This is a genomic window from Pseudomonas sp. 5C2 (assembly GCF_034314155.1).
Lineage (GTDB): Bacteria > Pseudomonadota > Gammaproteobacteria > Pseudomonadales > Pseudomonadaceae > Aquipseudomonas.
Map to the genome: position 1 here is coordinate 900,992 of NZ_JAVIWH010000002.1, position 20,041 is coordinate 921,032.

The following is a 20,041-nucleotide window of genomic DNA, read 5'->3' on the forward strand; positions in this document are numbered from 1 at the left end:
GCGGTGTCTGCAAGGACGCTTTCGCCAACACGGTCCATTTGATTCAACGATTGCGTTCTTGCTCATACCGATCCAGGGTGTCCCGAGCGATCTCGCGCCCTAACGCGATCAACTCCGGTGCTTTGTAGAACTCGAAGAACCGACACACGCGTTTGGGGACGTTGATCAGGATATCGGGCGGGTAACCGGCGATCTTGTACTGGGCCAGTGAGGTTTGCATGACCTCGAAACTCTGGTTGATCAGATCCAGCAAAGAAGCAGGGCCAACGTTGTCGATGATGAATGAGCCACTGGCGGACTTCGGTGCCGGTCCAGCAGCGGGCTCGGCCTCCGGGGCTGCGGCGGGTTGCTGAGCTTGAGGGTCGGCGGCTTCCAGCCAGGGGTTTGGAAGCGTCGCAGAACTGGATTTGAGGCTGTCCTGTTCGAGTCGCAATACATCAAGGTCCGTCGCCGGTTCGAGCTTGCGCCGGAACGGCAGGTGCGACCCCAACGAGTTGATCAGGTTGTCGAAGCGCTTCTTTACTGCCGGTGCCCGTTCGATCACGGGTAGCTGATAGTGCTTCTGGTTGGTCGAGTTGAGGTTGACCGCAACGATCAGGTCGCAGTGGCTCGAGACCACGGGCACGATGGGCAGCGGATTGAGCAGGCCGCCGTCGACCAGCATCCGATTGCCCTGCATGACTGGTGTGAACAGGCTAGGAATCGCTGCGGAAGCACGCATGGCCTGGTGCAGGCAGCCTTCCTGAAACCAGATTTCCTGCTGATTGGTCAGGTCGGTGGCGACGGCGGTATAAGGAATTCGCAGGTCTTCGATATTGATTTCACCAACGATGTCACGAATCTGGCCGAACACTTTTTCCCCGCGAATCGCCCCCAGGCGGAAGCTGACATCCACCAGGCGCAGTACGTCGAGGTAATCCAGGCTTTCGATCCATTCACGGTATTCCTTGAGTTTGCCGGCGGCGTAGATACCGCCGACCACCGCACCCATGGAGCAACCCGCTATGCAGGCGATGTCGTAACCGCGCCGTTCCAGCTCTTCAATCACCCCGATGTGCGCATAACCGCGTGCGCCACCAGACCCAAGCACCAGTGCTATTCGTTTGTTCATGTGTTTTTTCCTGCTAGCGGTAAGTCCACCATACGCCCGAAGCGATCAGTCTGGAACTGGGTTACCCTTGTCAGCGCTTGGCCTGCGGCACTTTTTACTGTCTGCACCGTCAAAGCCCGCACAATCGATTTTAATTTTTGAGGTAACACCGATGAAAGCCTGGATTTGCATACCATTGATTGCTTTGGTTCTCGCAGGTTGTGCCGGTAATAAAACCGCGTATCGCGACAGCTGCGCGACCCAGATCGACGCCGCCTGGCACGAGCTGGACTTGGCCAAGGCTGAAGGCTTTGCCGGTACCGTCAGCTACTCCAAGGCGCTTTCGCTGTTGACCGGGGCTAAAACTCAGCAGCAATTTGAAGCGTTCGAAGGCTGTGCCACTAAGGCCGAGAAAGCCCGTTTCTACATTCGTGAGTCTCGCGCCGGTCGCTAAACGACCTGCTAACCTGTCTACCAAAGCCATCGAGCGCTATCCGCACTCGGTGGCTTTTGTGTTTAGGGTCTGGTTAAACAGGCTGGGCTGACCGTAAAGTGGCCACACATCTGGCATTGATTGCAGCGTTACCGCCACGACAGTCGTCTGGAGAAGCTTTTCGATGGTCAGAAAACTCGATGCGTGCCTCAACGCCGTGAATGAAGTGGTGTTGGGCAAGGAAGCTCAGGTGCGTTTGGCCCTGACCTGTCTGTTGGGCGGTGGGCATTTGCTCATTGAGGATTTGCCGGGCATGGGCAAGACCACCCTTAGCCAAACCCTGGCCAAGGTTCTGGGGCTGAGCTTCCAGCGGATTCAGTTCACGTCCGACCTGTTGCCCGGTGACATCCTTGGAACGTCGGTCTTTGATCGGGAAACAGGGCAGTTTACCTTCCATCCAGGGCCGATTTTCGCCGAACTGGTGTTGGCAGATGAAATCAATCGGGCCACGCCCAAAAGCCAGAGTGCATTGCTCGAAGCCATGGAGGAGGGGCAGGTGACTATCGAGGGTGCGACGCGGCCGCTGCCCGACCCGTTTATCGTCATTGCCACCCAAAATCCTTTCAGCCAAGGGGGCACTTTCGCCTTGCCTGAGTCGCAACTGGATCGTTTTCTCATGCGTCTGTCTTTGGGGTATCCGGCCAAGGCCGCGGAGAAAGCCTTGTTGCAGGGCGAGCCCCGGCGTGATCTGTTGCCGCGCCTGCAAGCAATTCTCAACCATACTGAGTTGGCGGCCTTGCAAGCCGAAGCCCGGCAAGTGCGCGCCAGTGACGCGCTGGTCGACTATGTGCTGCGTCTGGTAGACGCCACCCGCAGCCAGCCACAGTTCGCTTGGGGCCTGTCGCCCCGGGCGAGTCTGGCGATTCTGGCGGCTGCGCGGGCCTGGGCCTTGTTGACAGGTCGTGACTATGTGATCCCTGAAGATGTTCAGGCGGTGCTGTCTTCAGTGATCAGTCACCGTTTACGCGAACGTTCCGACCCCACCGGGCATGGCGGCGGGGCGTTGGTTCAATGGTTATTGCGCGAGGTGCCGGTGCTTTGATCGAACAGCTCAAACCGTTTTGGCAGCGCTGGCTGGTGCGGCGGATTCCCCCAGCCTCGCGTATTGAACTGAACCACCGCCGAATCTTCATCATGCCCACCCGCGCCGGAGCGATTTTTGCGCTGGTGCTGATCCTGATGCTGTTGGTCGCGATCAACTACCAAAACAGCCTGGCCTACGGTTTGACCTTCCTCCTGCTGTCGGTGGCGGTGCTGGCCATTCTGCACACGTATCGTAACCTCAGTGGCCTGGTCCTCAGTTCAGGTGCCGCCCGCTCAGTGTTTGTTGGCGAGCCTCTCCTGCTGCGACTGCGCCTGGAAAGTGTCGGCCACCCGCATCAGGCGATTACCGTGGGTTGGGATGTCAGTCAGTTGCAGGCATTCGATGTACCTGGCGCCGGGCGGGTCGATGTTGAGGTCGGCCTGCCTGCCGTCGCGCGCGGTTGGCTGCGCGCGCCCCGGCTGCGGGTGGAAAGCGGCTTCCCGTTGGGCATTTTTTGCGCCTGGAGCTGGCTGGATCTGCAACAGTCGGTATTGATCTATCCACGGCCCTTGCCCGGCGCCATGCCGTTGCTGGTAGGAGCGCAACCCCATGCCGACGATCTGGGCCAGATAACGCAAGGCCCCGGCGTCGATGATTATCAAGGCTTGAAAACGTATCAACCGGGCGATTCACGGCGGCGCCTGCACTGGAAAGCCTATTCCCGAGGACAAGGCCTGCTGATCAAGGATTTTACTGACGTCAGCGGTCATGACTTGTGTCTGGACTTCATGGCCTTGGGCGGCGATATCGAAGAGCGCTTGTCGCGCCTTTGCTATTGGGTGCTGGAGTTATCCCAGCGCCGTCAACCTTTTGCATTGCGCCTGCCCGGCTTCCTGCTTGCGCCAGGCAGTGGCGATGAGCACCGCGAGGCCTGTCTGCAAGCATTGGCTTTATTTGGTAGCCGTCCATGAGCCGGAACCTGCCGATTCCGCGCTCCAGCCTGATCTGGCTGTTGGTGGCGCAGGCATTGGTAATGGTTCCGTATTTGCCGCACCTGCCGATCTGGATGATTGGTTTGTGGGCTGGTTGCAGCCTTTGGCGGGTGCAGATCTTGCGCATGCGTGCCGAGTACCCAGGCACGCTGGTTAAATGCACGCTGTTGCTGGCGACCGCTGCCGGAGTGTTTTTCTCACGAGGCAGCCTGATCGGCCTGGATGCGGGTGCTGCGTTGCTGATGGCGGCCTTCATTCTAAAACTGCTCGAAATGCGCACTCGTCGCGATGCGCTGGTCCTGATTTTTCTTGGATTTTTTTGCGTGGTGGTGGGCTATCTGTTCGAGGACAGCCTGCTCTGGGCCGTCTTCACATTGCTCACGGTCAGCACGCTACTGGCGGCACTGATTGGTCTGCAACAGGCCGAGTTGGCGAGTAAACCGGTCCGCACCCTGAAACTGGCGCTTAAGCTGTTGCTACAGGCCGTGCCGTTGATGGTGTTGCTGTTCCTGTTCTTCCCCCGCCTGGAACCGCTGTGGTCACTGCCGCAGCCCAGCAACAAAGGCATCACAGGCCTGTCCGACAGCATGGCGCCGGGTGATATCGCACAGCTGAGCAGGTCGGCGGCGTTGGTGTTTCGTGCCAGCTTCGAGGGGCCGATACCGGCGCATAATCAGCTGTACTGGCGCGGCCTGAGTCTGGAGCAGTTCGATGGTCGACGCTGGTCGCAGTCAGGAAGGGCGATGGTCAGTCAGGCGCCAGATTGGCAAAAGCGGGGGGACGAGATCACTTACAGCATCGTCATGGAGCCCAGCGGGCGCCCCTGGTTACTGGCGTTGGACATTGGCGAAACCCGCCTGGCGGACGTACGCCAGATGAACGATTTTCGCTTGCAGCGCCGGCACCCCATTGAGCAGACCTTGCTGTATGGCGTCAGCTCCTGGCCTAACGCGGTTCGCGAAACACAGCTGAGCGAAGGCGCCCGACGCCAAAATCTGCAACTGCCGCCTCGCGGCAATCCGCAGGCCCGGCAATGGGCTGCAGATTTGAGCCGCCGTCATCCGCATGCCGACACGTTGGTCGACGCGATGATGGCGCATTTCAGCGATGAGCCCTATCACTACACCCTGAAGCCGCCGGTGCTGGGTGCCGACAGCATCGATGACTTTCTCTTCAGCAGCCGCAGTGGTTTCTGCGGCCATTACGCGGGTGCAATGACCTTTGTCCTGCGCGCGGCAGGGATTCCGGCACGGGTAGTGGCCGGTTATCAAGGCGGTGAACTTAATCCGGACGGCCAATACCTGAGCGTGCGCCAGTTCGATGCCCACGCCTGGGTTGAATACTGGCAACCGGGAATAGGTTGGCGTAGCGTGGACCCCACTGCCGCCGTCGCCCCGCAACGGATCGAGCAGGGGCTGGAGCAGGCCTTGGCAGCGGATGAGCCGTTTCTCGAAAATTCGCCTTTTTCAACCCTACGTTACCGAAACTTGCCATGGCTCAATTCGCTGCGATTAAGTTGGGATAGTCTCAACTATGGCTGGCAGCGTTGGGTCCTGGGTTATCAGGGTCAGCAGCAAGTACTGGTGCTCAGTCGCTGGTTTTCAGGCTTCGACGGTGCGGCGTTTTTCGGCGGTGTTGCAGCGATCATAGGGCTACTGGCCTTGTGGTTGTTCAAACCCTGGCAGCGCGAAAGCGACCCGCAACTCCGATTGTTCAAGGCATTTGAGCGATTATTGGCGCGACACGGTGTGCATCGTCGGCAAGCAGAGGGTGCACATGATTTTTCCCGGAGGGCGGCCCTGCAGCTTCCGGCGCAAGCTGCGGCTATCCTGGCCTTCGTCATCGAATTCGAAGCCCAGCGTTATGCTGGCAAGACGCCGTCGTTGACACCATTGCGGCGACAATTGAAGCAATTGCGGCGAAGTCTGCCGTGGCGATTTTCAACAATAAAAGTCGAAGAGGAGCAATAGCATGTCTGAACGGGTGGATCGTCTTGTCGCTCAGGTGTTGGCCCTTGAGGTAAAACTCATGGCCTGTCATGCGCGGTTGACCGCCGAGACGGACAGTGAGGCGCTGCATGACCTGCGTATCACCGTACGGCGCTTACGCAGTCTGCTGCGACCATTGCGTGACCTGCCCGGCGTCGAGCAGCTTGAAGCTGCGGCCAAAGAGGTGGGGCAGCTGACCACGCCGCTGCGTGACAAGGAGGTGCTGGCTGCCTGGCTGCATCAACAGGGCATGATTCAGGCGGCGAAACAGCGTAGCGATTCATTGAGCGAAGCCTATGCCGCCGTCGCAACCTCTCCGGCACTGGCTCGACTGTTTAGCGTGCTGGAAGCATTCCCGCGTTTTGTTCGCGCGTCACAGCATCAGAAGTTATTGCGTGGCTTGCACACGCTTATCGAAAAGCGACTGAACAAGCAATGGAAGACGCTCAAGGCTGCGATGAATGATCCTGAACATGATCGCCATCGTCTGCGCCTGCTGATCAAGCGCGTACGCTACGGCGCCGAGGCATACCCGGACTTCAGCCATTCCAGCAAAAAAATCCAGGCCAGCCTGAAGGCTGCGCAAGGTGAATTGGGCACTTGGCACGACCATCTGCAATGGCTGACACGGGCCGAGCAAGAACACGATCTGGCACCGTGTGTGGTGGGGTGGCATTTGGGGATCGTGCGCGCCGAACGCAAAGCCGATGCGGCGCTGGAGCGTTTGGGTAAGGTATGTTTTGGTCGTTAGGTCGAATTCAGGCCGCAGTTTGGCGTAAATGTACCCTGCGCATTGGCACCGCGCTGGTTAAGATCCATGCAGCGTTTTTCTTCCGTTTACAGGCATGAGGTCTGCATGAGTTTTTCTGGCTTGGTTGACGCCGTACGTGATAATCCCTTGTCCGTGGTCATTCCCTCTGAATGGTCGCAAGGTCGCGCCTGTTTTGGCGGGTTGATGGCCGCGTTGCAGTTTGAGGCAATGCGCGCAAAGGTCCCGGCGGATCGGCCGATTCGCTCGTTGGCGATTACATTTGTCGGTCCTGCCGAGTCGGGTGTGCCAATCAGCTTCGACGTGGAAGTGTTGCGTGAAGGCAAGGCGGTCAGCCAAGTGCTGGGGCGTGCATCTCAAAATGGTCAGGTCATGACCCTGGTTCAAGGCAGCTTCGGCGCGCCCCGTGAATCGACGATTGCAGTCCAGTCTTTGCCCGCACCCACCCTGAAACCGATGGAAGACTGTCAGGAGTTGCCCTTTATTAAGGGGGTAACGCCTGAGTACCTGCGCTTCATGGTCATGCGCTGGGGCCTGGGTGGTTTGCCTTTCAGCAATACACCGTCGATGGAAATCGGCGGGTATGTGCGTATGCGCGGTGAGGTCAAAGAGGAGCGCCTGACTGAAGCGCATCTATTGGCGTTGGTCGACACATGGCCGCCTGCGTTACTGCCGCATTTAAGCAAGCCTGCGCCCGGAAGCTCACTGACCTGGACCATCGAGTTCGTCCAGCCGCTGCCAGTGGTTAGCACGCTGGAGTGGTGTGTGTACCGGGCAGTGATCGAGCATGCCCGCGATGGCTACGGGCATACCGCTTCTGCATTGTGGTCGCCTCAGGGTGAGTTGATCGCGATCAGCCGGCAGACGGTCACTGTGTTTGGCTAGGTTTGTTTTAACCGCTGACATCAATGACGGTGGCGATGACGTTCTTTCCAGGCTCGCCACCAGCCGCCGCTGAGTACGAAGCGTGGAAAAGTCACGAACTGCTCGACCAGCAAACGCTGGAGCGCATCGTTGCGATCAGTGAACGGCTCTGGCGATTGCGCTTCAAGTGAATGGCCGTGGCGCTGAAAACCCAGCGCCGCGATCAGACCGATCACTCCGATGGCAATCGATGAGAAGCTTAGGCCGAGCAGCCCGTCAACGATCAGTAGCGCCGCAACAATGAACAGCGGCACGGCGATCAAATGCAACGCCAGATTGGTCGGGTGCCGATGGTTATCGGCATAACCGCGCCATTGCCACGTGCGGAGATTGGGAAGTCGCTTGCCCATGCTGCAGTCCTCTTCGAAACACTGTTCAGATGGTCGAAGAATAGGCTGCGCCCCGGTTGTCAGCGAATCAAACCTGACTATGAGGCTCATAGCGTGGGCGTGGGCTCTAAAGCTTGAGCTGGCCGATGGCGCGGTTCAGCTCGCCTGCCAGGGTGGCCAACTCGCCGCTGGTTGTGGCTGAGTCGACGGTCTGTTGCACGGTTTGTTCGGTCACATCGCGAATGCTCACCACCGCCCGGTTCATTTCTTCTGCCACTTGGCTTTGCTGCTGGGCTGCCACGGCGATCTGGGTATTGCTTTCGCGCATTTGTGCAACCGCGCCGGTGATAGCTTCTAGCGCTTCCCCGGCTTCCTTCGCCTGTTGCACGCAGTCATCAGCCTTGAACGAGCTTTCTTGCATAAAGTCCACCGCGTCACGGGTGCCAGCCTGTAAGGCGGAGACCATGCTGGTGATTTCATCCGTCGAGGTCTGCACCCGTTTGGCGAGGTTACGGACTTCGTCGGCGACTACCGCAAATCCACGGCCCATCTCGCCGGCACGCGCGGCTTCGATGGCTGCGTTGAGGGCCAGCAGGTTGGTTTGTTCGGCGATGCTGTGGATGACGTTAACCACACCGTTGATTTTCTGACTGTCCTGAGCCAGTTGCTGGATCATCTCTGCGGTCTGCTGCACCCCGTTGGAGAGCCCGGCGATTGACAGCTGTACACGATTGACCACTTCTCTACCGCTGCCAGCCAGTGTATCGGCGGCCTGCGACTGGTCCCGGGTAGCATTGGCGTGTTGAGAGATATGAAACACTGTGGCGGTCATTTCGTTGATCGCTGTTGCAACCTGGTCAGTCTCGCTCTGCTGACCGAGCATGCCGTGGCGTACCTCGCTCATGCCTGCCGCCAGACGTCCCGCACCTATGTCAAGCCGTGCCGCAGTCTGGGCAACGGTATTGACCACGCGTTGGTAGCCGGCTTGCATGGCATTGAATGCCTTGGCCATCTGGCCCACTTCATCTTCGCCGATCAGGGGCACGCGAGCAGACAGATCGCCGCTTTTTTCTACGTGCAGCATCACGTCCTTGAGGGTGTTGAGGTGGCTGAGCAGAAAGCGGATCAGCAACTGCGAGGCACCCAGCATGGCCAGTGTCAGGATGAACACAGCGATGGCGTACTGGGCGAAGCGATCTGCCAGTACTTGCATCAGACTCGGTGCGAAGGCCAGCACCGCGAGCTTCTGACCATCGGGTCGCGTGACCACCTGAGCACCGATCAGTGGATCGTCGCCTATCAGCGGCTGATGGCTTAACTCGACCCAGCCGTTGGCATTGCTCAACTCAGGCAATGGTTGTCCTTTTACGCTGGGGGCTTGACCCTGGGTATAGACCAGCAGATTGGCGCCGGAGGGCAGTGCTTGAGTGCCAAGCCAGGCACTGAGCAGGTGAGCCTGGGCCTGGGCTGAACCTTGCGCATCCTCCACCCGGGCTTGTTGCTCAAGCTGCAAGGCGTACTGCACCAACATCAGCGTGGTGATAAAAGCGACCGCGTTCACGGCCCAGAACTTGTACTTCAAAGAAATGTTGCTAAGCCAGGCGCCCATGAGAGGTCTTCTTTTTGATTCGCGGAAATGAATGTAGGCAAGGTGCCAGCATTGTGCCGCCAATCTTTAGACGAACATTTGATATGGGTCAAGCAAATACTAGGGCCCAGGAGGCCCGGGGCTATCGGTCAGCTTCGACGCTGTCCGGTTCTATCCATGTCGGCAAGGCAAAAAAGGTGCGGGCGCACGCGGTGGTATGGGCGGAAAGGTCTTCCAGGCTTTCGCCCCGATGCAACGCAACTTCACGCAGTACTTCAGGCAAGTAGGCGGGTTCGTTGCGTCCACTTTTCGGTTTGGGTCGCAGGCTGCGCGGGAGCAGGTAAGGGGCATCGCTTTCCAGCATCAACCGGCCACGGGGGATTTCCCGGACCAATGGGTGCAGATGAGTGCCGCGTCGTTCATCGCAAATCCAGCCGGTGATGCCTATGTGCAGGTCCAGGTCCAAATAGCTGAACAGTGCACGTTGCTCACCCGTGAAGCAGTGCACCACGGCAGCAGGCAGGCGGTCGCGATAATCGCGGAGGATCTCCAGCAGGCGCTGGTTGGCATCGCGTTCATGCAGGAATACCGGCAATTGCAGTTCTACGGCCAGGGCCAGATGTTCTTCGAGGACTTTTTCCTGCTGTGGACGCGGCGAGAAATCGCGGTTGAAATCCAGCCCGCATTCGCCGACGGCCCGTACTCGATCTTCTTTGAGCAACTCACGCAACTGGCGCTCGGTATCGGAGGTCCAATCGCTGGCTGCATGGGGATGAATCCCCGCCGTGGAGAACAACCGTTGCGCCGTTTCGTCCAATTGTTGACAGAGCTCAAGGGCCTGTTCGCTGCTCTCGACACTGGTCCCGGTCAACACCAGTTGGCATACGCCGGATTGGTAGGCGCGATCGAGTACGGCCTGCTGTTTATTGGCAAAGCTTGAGTTAGTCAGATTGACGCCGATGTCGATGAGTTGCATGGTACTACCTCAGGCCTAAGGCTGATGAGAATATCAGAGCTTTGCCGATATAAAAAATCCAGTTAATACAGCTGGTTATAAAAAAATATTGAAGTGTTTTCACCACTGCGGTTCGCCGTCACTCCGCAGATATCACAGGCTTTGGACTTTTTGCGGCTTCTTTTTTGGCACGCATTCCCCTGGAGAACGGATGACGCGACCCTCATTGTTGATCGTGCTTTGTTTGTTGGCGTTGCTGCCATTTCCTGCGGCTGCGCGACTTGCCGGGCCGCCTGTGGTGGTGCACAAAAGCCAGGTACGCGATCTGGCGGCTATTCGTAGCAGTAAAGTGCTGCGGGTGCTGGTCAATCAGAGTCGTAACAGCTCCGGTGAAGTCCAGGGCGAGGCGATTGGGGGCGAATATCACCGGTTGCACGCCTTCGAGCAATACCTCAATGGCCATTCGCGTGACGGGCAACAACTCACGCTGCAAATCATCCCCAAATCCAAGGATCAATTGCTCGCGGCATTGCAACGCGGTGAAGGCGATCTGGTCGCGCCGGGAGAGCTGCTCAATACCAGCGCTGCACGGAATATCGATGCCAGTGACCCGATTGTCAGTCATGTGCCGCTGATCGTGGTCGGTATCAAAGGTGAGCGCGGTTTCAAGCACGTCGAGCAGTTGTCCGGACACACGCTGACACTGCCCACCGGCAGCGCGGCCGACGAGGCGGTCCACCAGCTCAACCAGAAGTTGGCATTGCGCAAATTGCCGCCGGTCAAGATCGAATGGGTTGATCCCAGCCTCGCCGTTGAAGATGTCCTGGAAATGGTCCAGGCCGGAATCTTTCACCTGACGGTTGTCGAACAGCCGATTGCCGAGCGCTGGGCCAAGGTCCTGCCCAAGCTGCGAGTGGATCGGACGTTGGTCTTGAGCACCCGTGGTGACATGAACTGGTACGTGCGCCGCGACGCATCAATGTTGCGTGCAAGTATTGACCGCTTTCTCAAGACCTACCGTGTTCCGGCGGATCAGGATGCGGCGTTTAAGCGGGCCTACCAACGTCTGTATCAGGTGCACAATCCTTTGGCTCGCGACGACCGTCAGCGGTTGGAAAAACTGCGGCCGATCCTGCAGCGCACGGCAGATGAGCAGGGCATGGATTGGCTGAACCTGGCCGCCCTGGCCTTCAAGGAGTCAGCGCTGGACCCCGCAGTGAAAGGGGGTAGCGGCGCAACGGGGTTGCTGCAAATCACCCCGTCGGCCGCGCAGCGAGTGGGCGTCGACAATATTCAAAGCCTGGACAGTAATGTCCAGGCCGGTGCCAAGTACCTGACCATGATCCGGCGCAAATTTTTTTCCAGCTCCCGCGTCAACGAACGTGAGCGTATGGCGTTCGTCCTGGCGGCTTACAACCTAGGGCCGGAGAGAGTGCAGAGCATGCGTACCGAGGCGCGGCGACGTGGGCTGAATCCGAATCAGTGGTTTTTTCAGGTCGAGCGAGTCGCCCTGGAGCAGGCGGGAGTGGGCGTCGTCAGCTATGTTAACAGCGTCAACAAGTATTACCTGGCGTTCGATCGAGAGCGGGAGGCTTTGGAGGCGCAGCCGCAGAAGGGCGAGACGAGAACGTTTACGTCACATAAATGATCTATATTGTCGATGTTTATGCCGCTATTTTTAGGGTTTTAACATTTGCTGTTTTGATTATTATAGTGGCCAACACACTTCTCCTACAAAGGAATGAACGCGATGAGCACACTGATTAAAACCGTTTTCGCGACCCGTGCCGGTTACGGCTTGACTGTCCTGCGTATTTTTGTGGGCATCATTTTCATCGGCCACGGTGGACAGAAACTCTTCGGTCTGTTTGGCGGTTATGGCTTGGCGGGTACCGCGCAATACATGGAAAGCATTGGTCTGGCGCCAGGTTATCTGATGGCGATGCTGTCCGGCGGTTCCGAATTTTTCGGTGGTCTGGCGCTGGTCATTGGCCTGCTGGCGCGACCCGCTGCGGCTTTGTTGACGGTGCTGCTCGTGGTCGCGATTTTCTCGGTGCACATCGGTAATGGTTTGTTTATGGCCAACAATGGTTATGAGTTCGCTCTGGCACTGCTAGGAGGGGCGGTCGCCGTGTTGATCGAAGGTGCTGGCAAGTTGTCGGTGGACAAGGCCATCGCTGATTGAGCGATCACCGTGACGAACAAGGCTCGCAATGTGCGAGCCTTGTTTTTTTTGCGACCTATGCCGTCTTGACAGTTCACAGGCAGCTTCTCTAGGATGCTGCTCATGCGCCGATTTAAACAGCTACTTGCGGGGCGCCAGGTGAGGTTGAACCCTTACCGACTGAAGTCTTCACAGGCTTCGAAATACCGCTAAAGCGCTGGTTCGGTGTTGCCTCTCACCGCTGCCCAGCGGGATTTTTGAGGCTGAGATAAAACACGATGAGCTGTCCGCGTCCCCTGATACGACTGTCCCCCTTTACGTCCCCCCTGACTCGCCGCAATCCAAGGATTCTGCTGGGAGGTTCGCATCAGCCGACGCTGCTGCGTTATCTCGAAGGCTGGCCAAAACGCAACGGTAAGCCAGCGGCCTTTCTCATCGAGTTCATCGACCATTGTGAATCCCTGTCGCGCTTTGCCAACGACCGGTTTGACCTTGCGGTGGTCCAGTCGCCGAGTGCCGACGAGGCTGAAGACTTCATTAAACATCTGATCCGTGTTGCCCGGCAGGGGCTGATTACTCGCGGTTGAATGTTAGACGCTGCTGTTTGTCTTTTGACTTGAGGCATTCAAGTGATCAGAAGTATTCGATCGCGACGATGTAACTGATCTGCTCACCGACGGGCGTTTGAACTCGAACTTCTGTATCCAGCGCTTTACCAATCAGGGCGCGAGCCAGCGGTGAGTCGATACTGATCAGGTTTTGCTTCAGGTCCAATTCGTCGGGCCCCACAATTCGGTAACGGGCTTCTATGCCCTCTTCGTCTTCGACAGTGACCCATGCGCCAAAATAGACTTTGTTCTGATCGCTGGGGTGTTCGCTGACCACCTTCAAGCTTTCGAGACGCTTGGTCAAAAAACGTACCCGGCTATCGATCTCGCGCAGCATCTTTTTGCCGTAGGTGTATTCGGCATTTTCTGAACGATCACCTTGAGCCGCTGCTTCACTCACGGACTGCGTGACCTGAGGGCGGCGTACGTGCCAGAGTTCGTGCAGTTCGGCGCGCATCCGCGCTTCACCTTCGGGGGTGATCAGCGCGGTGCCAGCGGAGCGAGGAGGGCGGTAACGGCTCATGGTCTGTCGCCTGGCGATTAGGATGCGCCAAGTTTATCAGCCATCACGCAGCACCGTCAGTGGGCTGACATTCAAGGCTCTGCGGGTGCCGAACACTCCGGCGCCGCCGACCAGTAGGGCGCCGATGATGGGTAATAACAGCAGCCAGACGTGGGGGTGCCATTGAAGGTCGAAAGCATAGCGGTACAGCGCAAAGCTCACCAGTTCGCAACCCAATGCAGCCAGCCCACCGCTGGCTGCGCCTAACAGGCCAAACTCGATGCGTCGCGCCTTGACCAGCAGTGCTCGCTCGGCACCGAGTGCGCGTAGCAGGGCGCCTTGGCGGATGCGTTCGTCGAGGGTTGCTTGCAGGCCGGAGAACAAAACCGCAAGCCCCGCCGCCAGCACGAACAGCAGCACGTACTCCACTGCGATCGTCACCTGAGCGAGAATGCTCCGAAGTTGCTCCAGCAGCGCTTCGACTTGAAGGATGGTCACCGCCGGGAAGGCGCGAGACAGCTCGACGATCTGTTGATCGTTCCCGGGTGCCAGGTAGAAGCTGGTCAGGTACGTGGTCGGCAAATCCTTGAGCGTACCGGGTTGGAAGATCATGAAGAAGTTGGGCTGGAAGTTGTCCCAATTCACTTCGCGCAGACTGCTGACCTCAGCTTCTCGGGTAGCCCCGCCGATGATGAAACTCATGCGGTCACCGAGTTTGAGCTTCAGGCTTGCTGCCAGTTTCGACTCTACAGACACCCCGGGAACTTGCTCGGCGGTGGTCGTTGCGCTGCTGTTCGTATTCGGCCACCAGTTTCCTGCGCTCAGGCGATTGCCCTGCGGCAGTTCGGCGGCCCACGTCAGACTGAGGTCTCGTTCAGTCGCGTTTTCGCCACGCGAGTCCTTGCTCACGATGTTGCGGACGGGCTCGCCATTAATGCTGATCAAACGTCCAGGCACGACGGGATAAAGCGGCGCAGCATGGGTGGAGAGGCTAGCCATCCGTTCGGTGAAGGTGTCTTTGTCAGCCGGGAGGATATTGAGCGCAAAATAATTCGGTGCATCTTTGGGTAGCTGATTCTGCCAGGTGTCGAGCAGTTCTCCGCGCAGCAGGGCGATCAGTCCCATGGACAACAGAATCAGTCCGAATGCCAGCGATTGCCCGGCGGCGGCCAAAGGATGGCGCAGCAGTTGGCCCAGACCCAGTCGCCACGGTAGCGACGCACCTGCCAGCAGACGGCGCAGGCTTTGCAGCGCGAGCAGCAGCAAGCCACCCAAAACGACAGCGGCAATGATCCCTCCGCCAAGCAGGGCAAAGGTCAACACCAGGTCGAGACTCAAGCGCCACATGATCAGGCCGAGCGCTAGCAGCGCGGTACCGTAGACCAGCCACGAACTGGGAGGAATGGGTAGCATGTCGCGGCGCAGTACACGCAGGGGTGGCACGCGACCCAGCGCGGCCAGGGGTGGCAACGCAAAGCCGGCGAGGGCGACGAGGCCGGTACCGATGCCCGCGATGGCCGGTAGCAGGCCTCCGGGCGGGACGGCGGCAGGCAGCAAATCGTGCAGCAGGGCGAACAGACCCAATTGTGCGAGCCAGCCCAGCAGCGCGCCGGTGACGCTGGCCAGCAGCCCAAGCATTGCGAGTTGCAGGCTGAATAAAACCAGTGCTTCTCTGCGTGACAGACCCAGGCAGCGCAGCAAGGCGCTGGCATCGAAGCGTCGTGTTGCAAAACGGGCGGCCGACAGGGCCACAGCCACACCGGACAGCAAGACTGCTACCAGGCTGGCCATGTTCAGGTAACGCTCGGCCTTGCCCAGCGCACCACCAATCTGCCGATTGCCGTCGCGAGCGTCCTGTATGCGTTGATTAGCGGCCAATCCCGGGGTGATTGCCTGACGGTAGGTTTCCAGAGACTCATGGTTGCCGCGCCAGAGCTCACGATAGCTGACCCGGCTGCCGGGCTGGACGACGCCTGTCGCGGCAAGGTCCGTCAGATTGATCATCACTCTGGGCGTCAGGCTGTAGAAGTTGCCGGCGCGGTCGGGTTCGTAGGTCAGTACCCGACTCAGTCGAAGGGTTTTCGAGCCGACGTCGATACTGTCGCCAACCTTTAGATTCAGTGCCGCAAACAATCGTGATTCGGCCCAGGCTTCACCCGGATTCGGTCGGCCACCGGATGCCTCTGCTTGATAGGGCGCCTCGGCGCTCTTTAGCTCGCCGCGCAAGGGGTAAGCAGTGTCCACCGCTTTGACGCTCGCGAGTTGAATGCCGCTGTCAGTAGCAATCACGCTGGAGAATTCGACCACCTGTGCGTGGTCCAGCTTTAACTGCTTGCCTGCTTCGATCTGCGTTGGTTGGGCGGGGCTGGTGCCTTCGAGAATCAGGTCCGCGCCGAGAAACTCGGTGGCGCGCAGCAGCATCGCCCCATTGAGGCGAGCGCCGAAGTAGCCGATGGCGGTGCTTGCTGCCACGGCAACCAGCAAGGCAAAAAACAACACCCGCAACTCTCCGGCGCGTGCGTCGCGCAGGAGTTGGCGAGTCGCAAGGCTCAGCAGACGAAGAAGCGGCAAGCGTGCCATCAAGGCTCCAGAGGGGTGACCAATCGGCCACCTTCAAGACGGATCATGCGCTGGCAGCGATGCGCCAGACGTTCGTCATGGGTGACTAGCACGAGTGTCGTGTGACGTTCTCTGTTCAGCTCGAACAGCAAATCGCTGATCCGTTCACCGGTGTTGCTGTCGAGGTTACCTGTGGGTTCATCGGCAAACAGCACGTCGGGATTGGCGGCAAAGGCCCGGGCAATGGCCACCCGTTGTTGCTCGCCACCGGAAAGCTGGCGTGGCGAATGCGTCAGGCGTTGGCCCAGCCCCACGCGTTCGAGCAAAATCCGGGCGCGCTCGCGGGCGTCCTTGCGGCCTTCGAGCTCCATGGGCAGCATGACGTTTTCCAGTGCATTGAGACTGTCGAGCAGTTGAAATGACTGGAAGACGAATCCGACATGCTCCGCACGGATACGCGCACGCTGATCTTCATCGAGATCGCTGAGGTTGCGTCCGGCCAGTGTGACTGCTCCGGCGCTGGGTAAGTCGAGTCCCGCCAGCAGGCCGAGGAGGGTGGATTTGCCCGATCCAGAGGCGCCGACGATGGCCAGACTGTCTCCTTTGTTCAGTTCCAGGGAGAGTTCGTGCAGGATAGTCAGGTCACCTTCGGTGCTGGGGACCACTTTGCTAAGGTTCCGAGCACTGAGAATACTTTCGCTCATGGAGAATCCGATGCGTGCGTGGTTTTTAAGTGCTGGCCTGGTTTTGCTGTTGCTGTCTCAAGGAGCTGCGGCGGGCACAGTGCTGATCGTTGGCGATAGTATCAGCGCTGCTTTCGGCCTGGATACCCGGCTGGGCTGGGTATCATTGCTGGAGCAGCGCCTGCAGAAGGAGGGTTTCACCGATAAGGTGGTCAATGCCTCGGTCAGTGGCGACACCAGTGCTGGAGGCCAGGCGCGGCTGCCAGCGCTGCTTGCAGAGCATAGACCGCAGTTGGTAATCCTGGAGTTGGGCGGTAATGACGGGCTGCGCGGACAGCAACCTGCGCAATTGCAACAAAATCTTGCGTCGATGATTCAGCAGTCGCAGAAGGCAGGGGCCAAGGTGCTGCTTTTGGGGATGCGTATTCCGCCCAATTATGGCGCCCGCTATACCCAGGCTTTCGAGGCGGTTTACAGCAATCTGGCAGAGCAGGAAAAAGTCCCGTTGGTGCCGTTTTTCCTTGAGGGTGTGGGCGGTATTCCCGAGTTGATGCAGGCCGATGGTCTACACCCGGCCGCCGCGGCACAGGGCAAGTTGCTGGAAAACGTCTGGCCGACGCTAAAACCGCTGCTTTGACGCTTTTCTAGCGGCGAACTTTGGGCTAAGGTGGCGCCCCGATTTGGAGCCCCCGATGCCGCGTCCCGCCTGGTCTTTATTTGCCTATCAACTGATCGAGCCTGATGAGCAACTCGACTTGTTCGCGTGCCAGGAAGTGCGGGTGCATCTGGTCGCGCGCCAGCTTGAGTTGGGTGGCTCGATCGACCGCACATTGTGTGGCACGTTGTTGCCAGCACAGCCTCGCTGGTCGGGTGTCAATTCGGCGAAGCTTCGTGATGAGCGTCTGTGTTCGCTGTGTCGGGCGATTCTCGAGGCGCAAAAGCGGGGTACGCGCCCTATTTGGCCAGAGCTTCGATTCAGTCAGTAAGTCGTTAGCTGCCTCCCGATTTTATGGTCGGCGGTGTACAATTCCTTCACTTTACTTCCCGTCGCTTATCCCAAGGATTTTCCGGATGTTGTCGCGCATTCCTGCCGTCGCTCGCTGTCTGTCACTTGCTGCGCTCTGTGCGGCGGGCCCCGTCACTGCATTAGAGTTCCCTCTGCCCCCTCCGGGCGAAGATATTGTCGGTCAGGTTCAGACCGTAACCGCAAAATATGAAGATACCTTCGCCGACTTGGGGACCCGCTACGATTTGGGTTATCTGGAGATGATCGCAGCTAACCCCGGTGTCGATCCGTGGTTGCCGGGGGCGGGTACCCAAGTGGTATTACCAACGCGTTTCGTATTGCCGCCTGGTCCGCGTGAAGGCATCGTGATCAATCTGGCTGAGTACCGTCTTTACTATTACCCCAAAGGCTTGAACGTGGTTCACACCTATCCGTTGGGGATTGGTCGTGAAGGGTGGGGTTCACCTCTCGCGTTGACCAAAGTGACAGCAAAGATACCGAATCCGACCTGGACGCCGCCTGCTTCGATCAAGGCCGAGCATGCGGCTGACAATGATCCGCTGCCTAGCGTCGTACCGGCCGGTCCCGACAATCCGTTGGGGCCGTTCAAATTCAGTCTCGGTTTGCCGGGTTACCTGATCCACGGTTCGAACAAGAAATTCGGCATTGGCATGCGTACCAGTCACGGCTGCTTCCGCATGTACAACAACAACGTGCTGGAGATGGCAGGTATGGTGCCGGTCGGTACGCCAGTGCGGATATTGAACGAACCCTACAAATTCGGCATCAGTGGCGGCAAGGTCTATCTGGAAGCGCATACGCCGTTGGACGACAAGGGCAATCCATCGGTCGTCGACAAGCACACTGCAGTGATCAATGCCTTGCTAAAGCGTGAGGATCTGGCCAACAACCTGCGCATGAACTGGGACGTGGTGCGGGATGTGGTGGCTGCAGAGGATGGCATGCCGGTTGAGATCGCAGTGCCGAGCGGGTCGGTGGTGTCGAGCGAGCCGCTCAATATTCAGTAATCGCCTGCAAGCGAACCCGTCTGCCTTGCCTTGAATTCCAAGGCTGGGTAGGCGGGTTTTTTATTGTCTGGGGTAAAACGAAGGCAATAAAAAAGCCGATCCAGAACTGGATCGGCTTCTCAATAATCCCGAAAGATTATTACTTACGGCTTGCTTTATCCAACATACGCAGAGCGCGTTCGTTGGCTTCGTCAGCAGTTTGCTGAGCTTTTTGAGCAGCAGCCAGAGCTTCATCAGCCTTGCGATAGGCTTCATCAGCGCGTGCTTGGGAGCGAGCAGCTGCGTCTTCGGTAGCAGTCAGACGAGCTTCGGTTTCTTTGGAGACGCTGCTGCAACCAGTAGCCAGAATTGCGGCCAGAGCCAAAGCAGAGAATTTCAGAGCGTTGTTCATCGTGTTCACCTTCCAGGACTTTCTAATGAATAGTCATCTCTCGAAAGTGAGAAAATGACCGCGATACATACTACCCATTGTTTGTAGTAAGTAAACTGAGGAAGCGCAAGAAGCGGGCAAATTTCTTGTGTTTTAAACTGTTCCGAACAACTTCTCGGGGGTTTTGTATAAAAAATATCCAATCGCCGGCATCAACTTGGCGGCGCTCGCACTAAATCGGGCAGGGCTCAAGGACGCCCTTGACCGGGTAACGAAGAGAATAGACGATTCGCGGGCTAGTATATGGCACCTCCCCATCGGGCACATGTTCCGTGTTTGTCGTGAGTTTGCTTTTTTGCGCGGGTACAGGGGGAACTTTCTCATCGGAGATTCGTCTCAGTCGGCAGCCCACGGCAATGTTCACGTCAACGGTCAGAGCGACCGTCGGATTTTTCAGCGCCTCCTGTGCAACAGCTTGAGCAAATACCGAAATGACGCCTACTATTTGCAGGTGCTCGTGTGTAGGAGAATGGCAAAGCTGTTCTCGATGTCCAAAACAGGCACAGGGGTGGCGTAGAGGTTCCTTCGCCGGAAAAACATCGGTAAGGTAGGGGTCTAATTTCAAGACCCGCGAGGAGCAGTGATGAGCGAGGCGTTGTCCATCCACCATGACCATGTTGGCCATCAATTCGAGACCAATGTGGACGGCCATCGTGCCTATCTGACTTATATGGACCTAGGCAAGCAGACCCTGGATATCTATCGGACGTTTGTGCCCAATGCCCTGCGAGGCAGAGGTATCGCTGCTGCATTGACCGAACAGGCGCTCGCGTACGCCGATAGCATGGGCTACACGGTGATTCCGTCTTGCTCTTATGTTGAGCGGTACATGGAGCGTCACCAGCGACATGCGGTAAAAATCTGATCAGGATGCCGCCACGATAATAAAAAACGCCGAGCATTTGCTCG

Annotated in this window: 21 protein-coding genes; 13 read left to right on the forward strand and 8 right to left on the reverse strand. The window is 58.2% G+C overall.

What is annotated here, in order from left to right; genetic code table 11:
* Positions 1-43: 43 nt before the first annotated feature.
* Positions 44-1,111: a patatin-like phospholipase family protein gene (locus tag RGU44_RS04835; RefSeq protein ID WP_322179510.1), complete on the reverse strand. Its 1,068-nt coding sequence runs from the start codon at positions 1,109-1,111 to the stop codon at positions 44-46.
* A 151-nt stretch (positions 1,112-1,262) separates the two neighbouring features.
* On the opposite strand from RGU44_RS04835, the gene RGU44_RS04840 reads away from it, so the two are divergent.
* The 6 genes from RGU44_RS04840 (at position 1,263) to RGU44_RS04865 (ending at position 7,241) form a co-directional block, all read left to right on the forward strand.
* Complete coding sequence (locus tag RGU44_RS04840; protein WP_322179509.1) at positions 1,263-1,544, forward strand: hypothetical protein; 282 nt, start codon at positions 1,263-1,265, stop codon at positions 1,542-1,544.
* Between the two features lie 163 nt (positions 1,545-1,707).
* Positions 1,708-2,625: an AAA family ATPase gene (locus RGU44_RS04845; RefSeq protein WP_322179508.1), complete on the forward strand. Its 918-nt coding sequence runs from the start codon at positions 1,708-1,710 to the stop codon at positions 2,623-2,625.
* Positions 2,595-3,578, forward strand: a complete 984-nt coding sequence (locus RGU44_RS04850; RefSeq protein ID WP_322215903.1) for a DUF58 domain-containing protein — start codon at positions 2,595-2,597, stop codon at positions 3,576-3,578. The genes RGU44_RS04845 and RGU44_RS04850 overlap by 31 nt, the downstream gene beginning before the upstream one ends.
* Entirely contained in the window at positions 3,575-5,569 is a 1,995-nt protein-coding gene (locus tag RGU44_RS04855; RefSeq protein WP_322215906.1) for a DUF3488 and transglutaminase-like domain-containing protein, read from the forward strand. Before RGU44_RS04850 ends, RGU44_RS04855 begins: the two co-directional genes overlap by 4 nt.
* 1 nt (position 5,570) lies before the next feature.
* Positions 5,571-6,338 carry a CHAD domain-containing protein gene (locus tag RGU44_RS04860; protein WP_322215908.1) on the forward strand — a complete coding sequence of 256 codons (768 nt, stop codon included), beginning with the start codon at positions 5,571-5,573 and terminating at the stop codon, positions 6,336-6,338.
* Positions 6,339-6,443: 105 nt separating this feature from the next.
* A complete protein-coding gene (locus tag RGU44_RS04865; RefSeq protein ID WP_322179504.1) occupies positions 6,444-7,241 on the forward strand; it encodes a thioesterase family protein in 798 nt (265 codons plus the stop codon).
* A 20-nt stretch (positions 7,242-7,261) separates the two neighbouring features.
* On the opposite strand, the gene RGU44_RS04870 is transcribed toward RGU44_RS04865, so the two are convergent.
* The 3 genes from RGU44_RS04870 to RGU44_RS04880 form a co-directional block, all read right to left on the reverse strand.
* Positions 7,262-7,630, reverse strand: coding sequence for an Mpo1-like protein (locus tag RGU44_RS04870; protein ID WP_322179503.1), 369 nt, complete (start codon positions 7,628-7,630; stop codon positions 7,262-7,264).
* Positions 7,631-7,736: 106 nt separating this feature from the next.
* Positions 7,737-9,218, reverse strand: coding sequence for a methyl-accepting chemotaxis protein (locus tag RGU44_RS04875; RefSeq protein WP_322215910.1), 1,482 nt, complete (start codon positions 9,216-9,218; stop codon positions 7,737-7,739).
* Positions 9,219-9,339: 121 nt separating this feature from the next.
* Complete coding sequence (locus tag RGU44_RS04880; RefSeq protein WP_322215912.1) at positions 9,340-10,173, reverse strand: TatD family hydrolase; 834 nt, start codon at positions 10,171-10,173, stop codon at positions 9,340-9,342.
* A 190-nt stretch (positions 10,174-10,363) separates the two neighbouring features.
* On the opposite strand from RGU44_RS04880, the gene RGU44_RS04885 reads away from it, so the two are divergent.
* The 3 genes from RGU44_RS04885 (at position 10,364) to RGU44_RS04895 (ending at position 12,903) form a co-directional block, all read left to right on the forward strand.
* Complete coding sequence (locus tag RGU44_RS04885; protein WP_322215914.1) at positions 10,364-11,800, forward strand: transglycosylase SLT domain-containing protein; 1,437 nt, start codon at positions 10,364-10,366, stop codon at positions 11,798-11,800.
* Between the two features lie 102 nt (positions 11,801-11,902).
* The gene (locus RGU44_RS04890) at positions 11,903-12,337 is read left to right on the forward strand and encodes a DoxX family protein (protein WP_322215916.1); all 435 of its coding nucleotides are present in this window, start codon (positions 11,903-11,905) and stop codon (positions 12,335-12,337) included.
* A gap of 257 nt (positions 12,338-12,594) precedes the next feature.
* Positions 12,595-12,903, forward strand: a complete 309-nt coding sequence (locus tag RGU44_RS04895) for a class I SAM-dependent methyltransferase (RefSeq protein WP_322179498.1) — start codon at positions 12,595-12,597, stop codon at positions 12,901-12,903.
* 46 nt (positions 12,904-12,949) lie between these two features.
* Here RGU44_RS04895 and greB read toward each other — a convergent pair whose 3' ends face one another.
* From greB to RGU44_RS04910, 3 genes are read right to left on the reverse strand one after another with little or no spacing between them, the layout of a single operon-like run.
* Complete coding sequence (greB, locus tag RGU44_RS04900) at positions 12,950-13,447, reverse strand: transcription elongation factor GreB (protein ID WP_322215917.1); 498 nt, start codon at positions 13,445-13,447, stop codon at positions 12,950-12,952.
* A 36-nt stretch (positions 13,448-13,483) separates the two neighbouring features.
* Positions 13,484-16,006 carry an ABC transporter permease gene (locus tag RGU44_RS04905; RefSeq protein WP_322215919.1) on the reverse strand — a complete coding sequence of 841 codons (2,523 nt, stop codon included), beginning with the start codon at positions 16,004-16,006 and terminating at the stop codon, positions 13,484-13,486.
* Positions 16,006-16,689: an ABC transporter ATP-binding protein gene (locus RGU44_RS04910; protein ID WP_322179495.1), complete on the reverse strand. Its 684-nt coding sequence runs from the start codon at positions 16,687-16,689 to the stop codon at positions 16,006-16,008. Before RGU44_RS04910 ends, RGU44_RS04905 begins: the two co-directional genes overlap by 1 nt.
* A gap of 10 nt (positions 16,690-16,699) precedes the next feature.
* Here RGU44_RS04910 and RGU44_RS04915 point away from each other — a divergent pair, with 10 nt between their 5' ends.
* The 3 genes from RGU44_RS04915 to RGU44_RS04925 all read left to right on the forward strand — a co-directional run bounded on the left by RGU44_RS04915 (position 16,700) and on the right by RGU44_RS04925 (position 18,702).
* Positions 16,700-17,305 carry an arylesterase gene (locus RGU44_RS04915; RefSeq protein ID WP_322179494.1) on the forward strand — a complete coding sequence of 202 codons (606 nt, stop codon included), beginning with the start codon at positions 16,700-16,702 and terminating at the stop codon, positions 17,303-17,305.
* 55 nt (positions 17,306-17,360) lie between these two features.
* Positions 17,361-17,654 (forward strand): hypothetical protein, encoded by a 294-nt coding sequence (locus RGU44_RS04920; protein WP_219060268.1) that lies wholly within the window; start codon positions 17,361-17,363, stop codon positions 17,652-17,654.
* Between the two features lie 85 nt (positions 17,655-17,739).
* Positions 17,740-18,702, forward strand: a complete 963-nt coding sequence (locus tag RGU44_RS04925; RefSeq protein ID WP_322179493.1) for a L,D-transpeptidase family protein — start codon at positions 17,740-17,742, stop codon at positions 18,700-18,702.
* 139 nt (positions 18,703-18,841) lie between these two features.
* On the opposite strand, the gene RGU44_RS04930 is transcribed toward RGU44_RS04925, so the two are convergent.
* Positions 18,842-19,093, reverse strand: a complete 252-nt coding sequence (locus tag RGU44_RS04930; RefSeq protein ID WP_219060265.1) for an Lpp/OprI family alanine-zipper lipoprotein — start codon at positions 19,091-19,093, stop codon at positions 18,842-18,844.
* Positions 19,094-19,715: 622 nt separating this feature from the next.
* On the opposite strand from RGU44_RS04930, the gene RGU44_RS04935 reads away from it, so the two are divergent.
* The gene (locus RGU44_RS04935) at positions 19,716-19,997 is read left to right on the forward strand and encodes a GNAT family N-acetyltransferase (protein ID WP_322179492.1); all 282 of its coding nucleotides are present in this window, start codon (positions 19,716-19,718) and stop codon (positions 19,995-19,997) included.
* Positions 19,998-20,041: the final 44 nt, after the last annotated feature.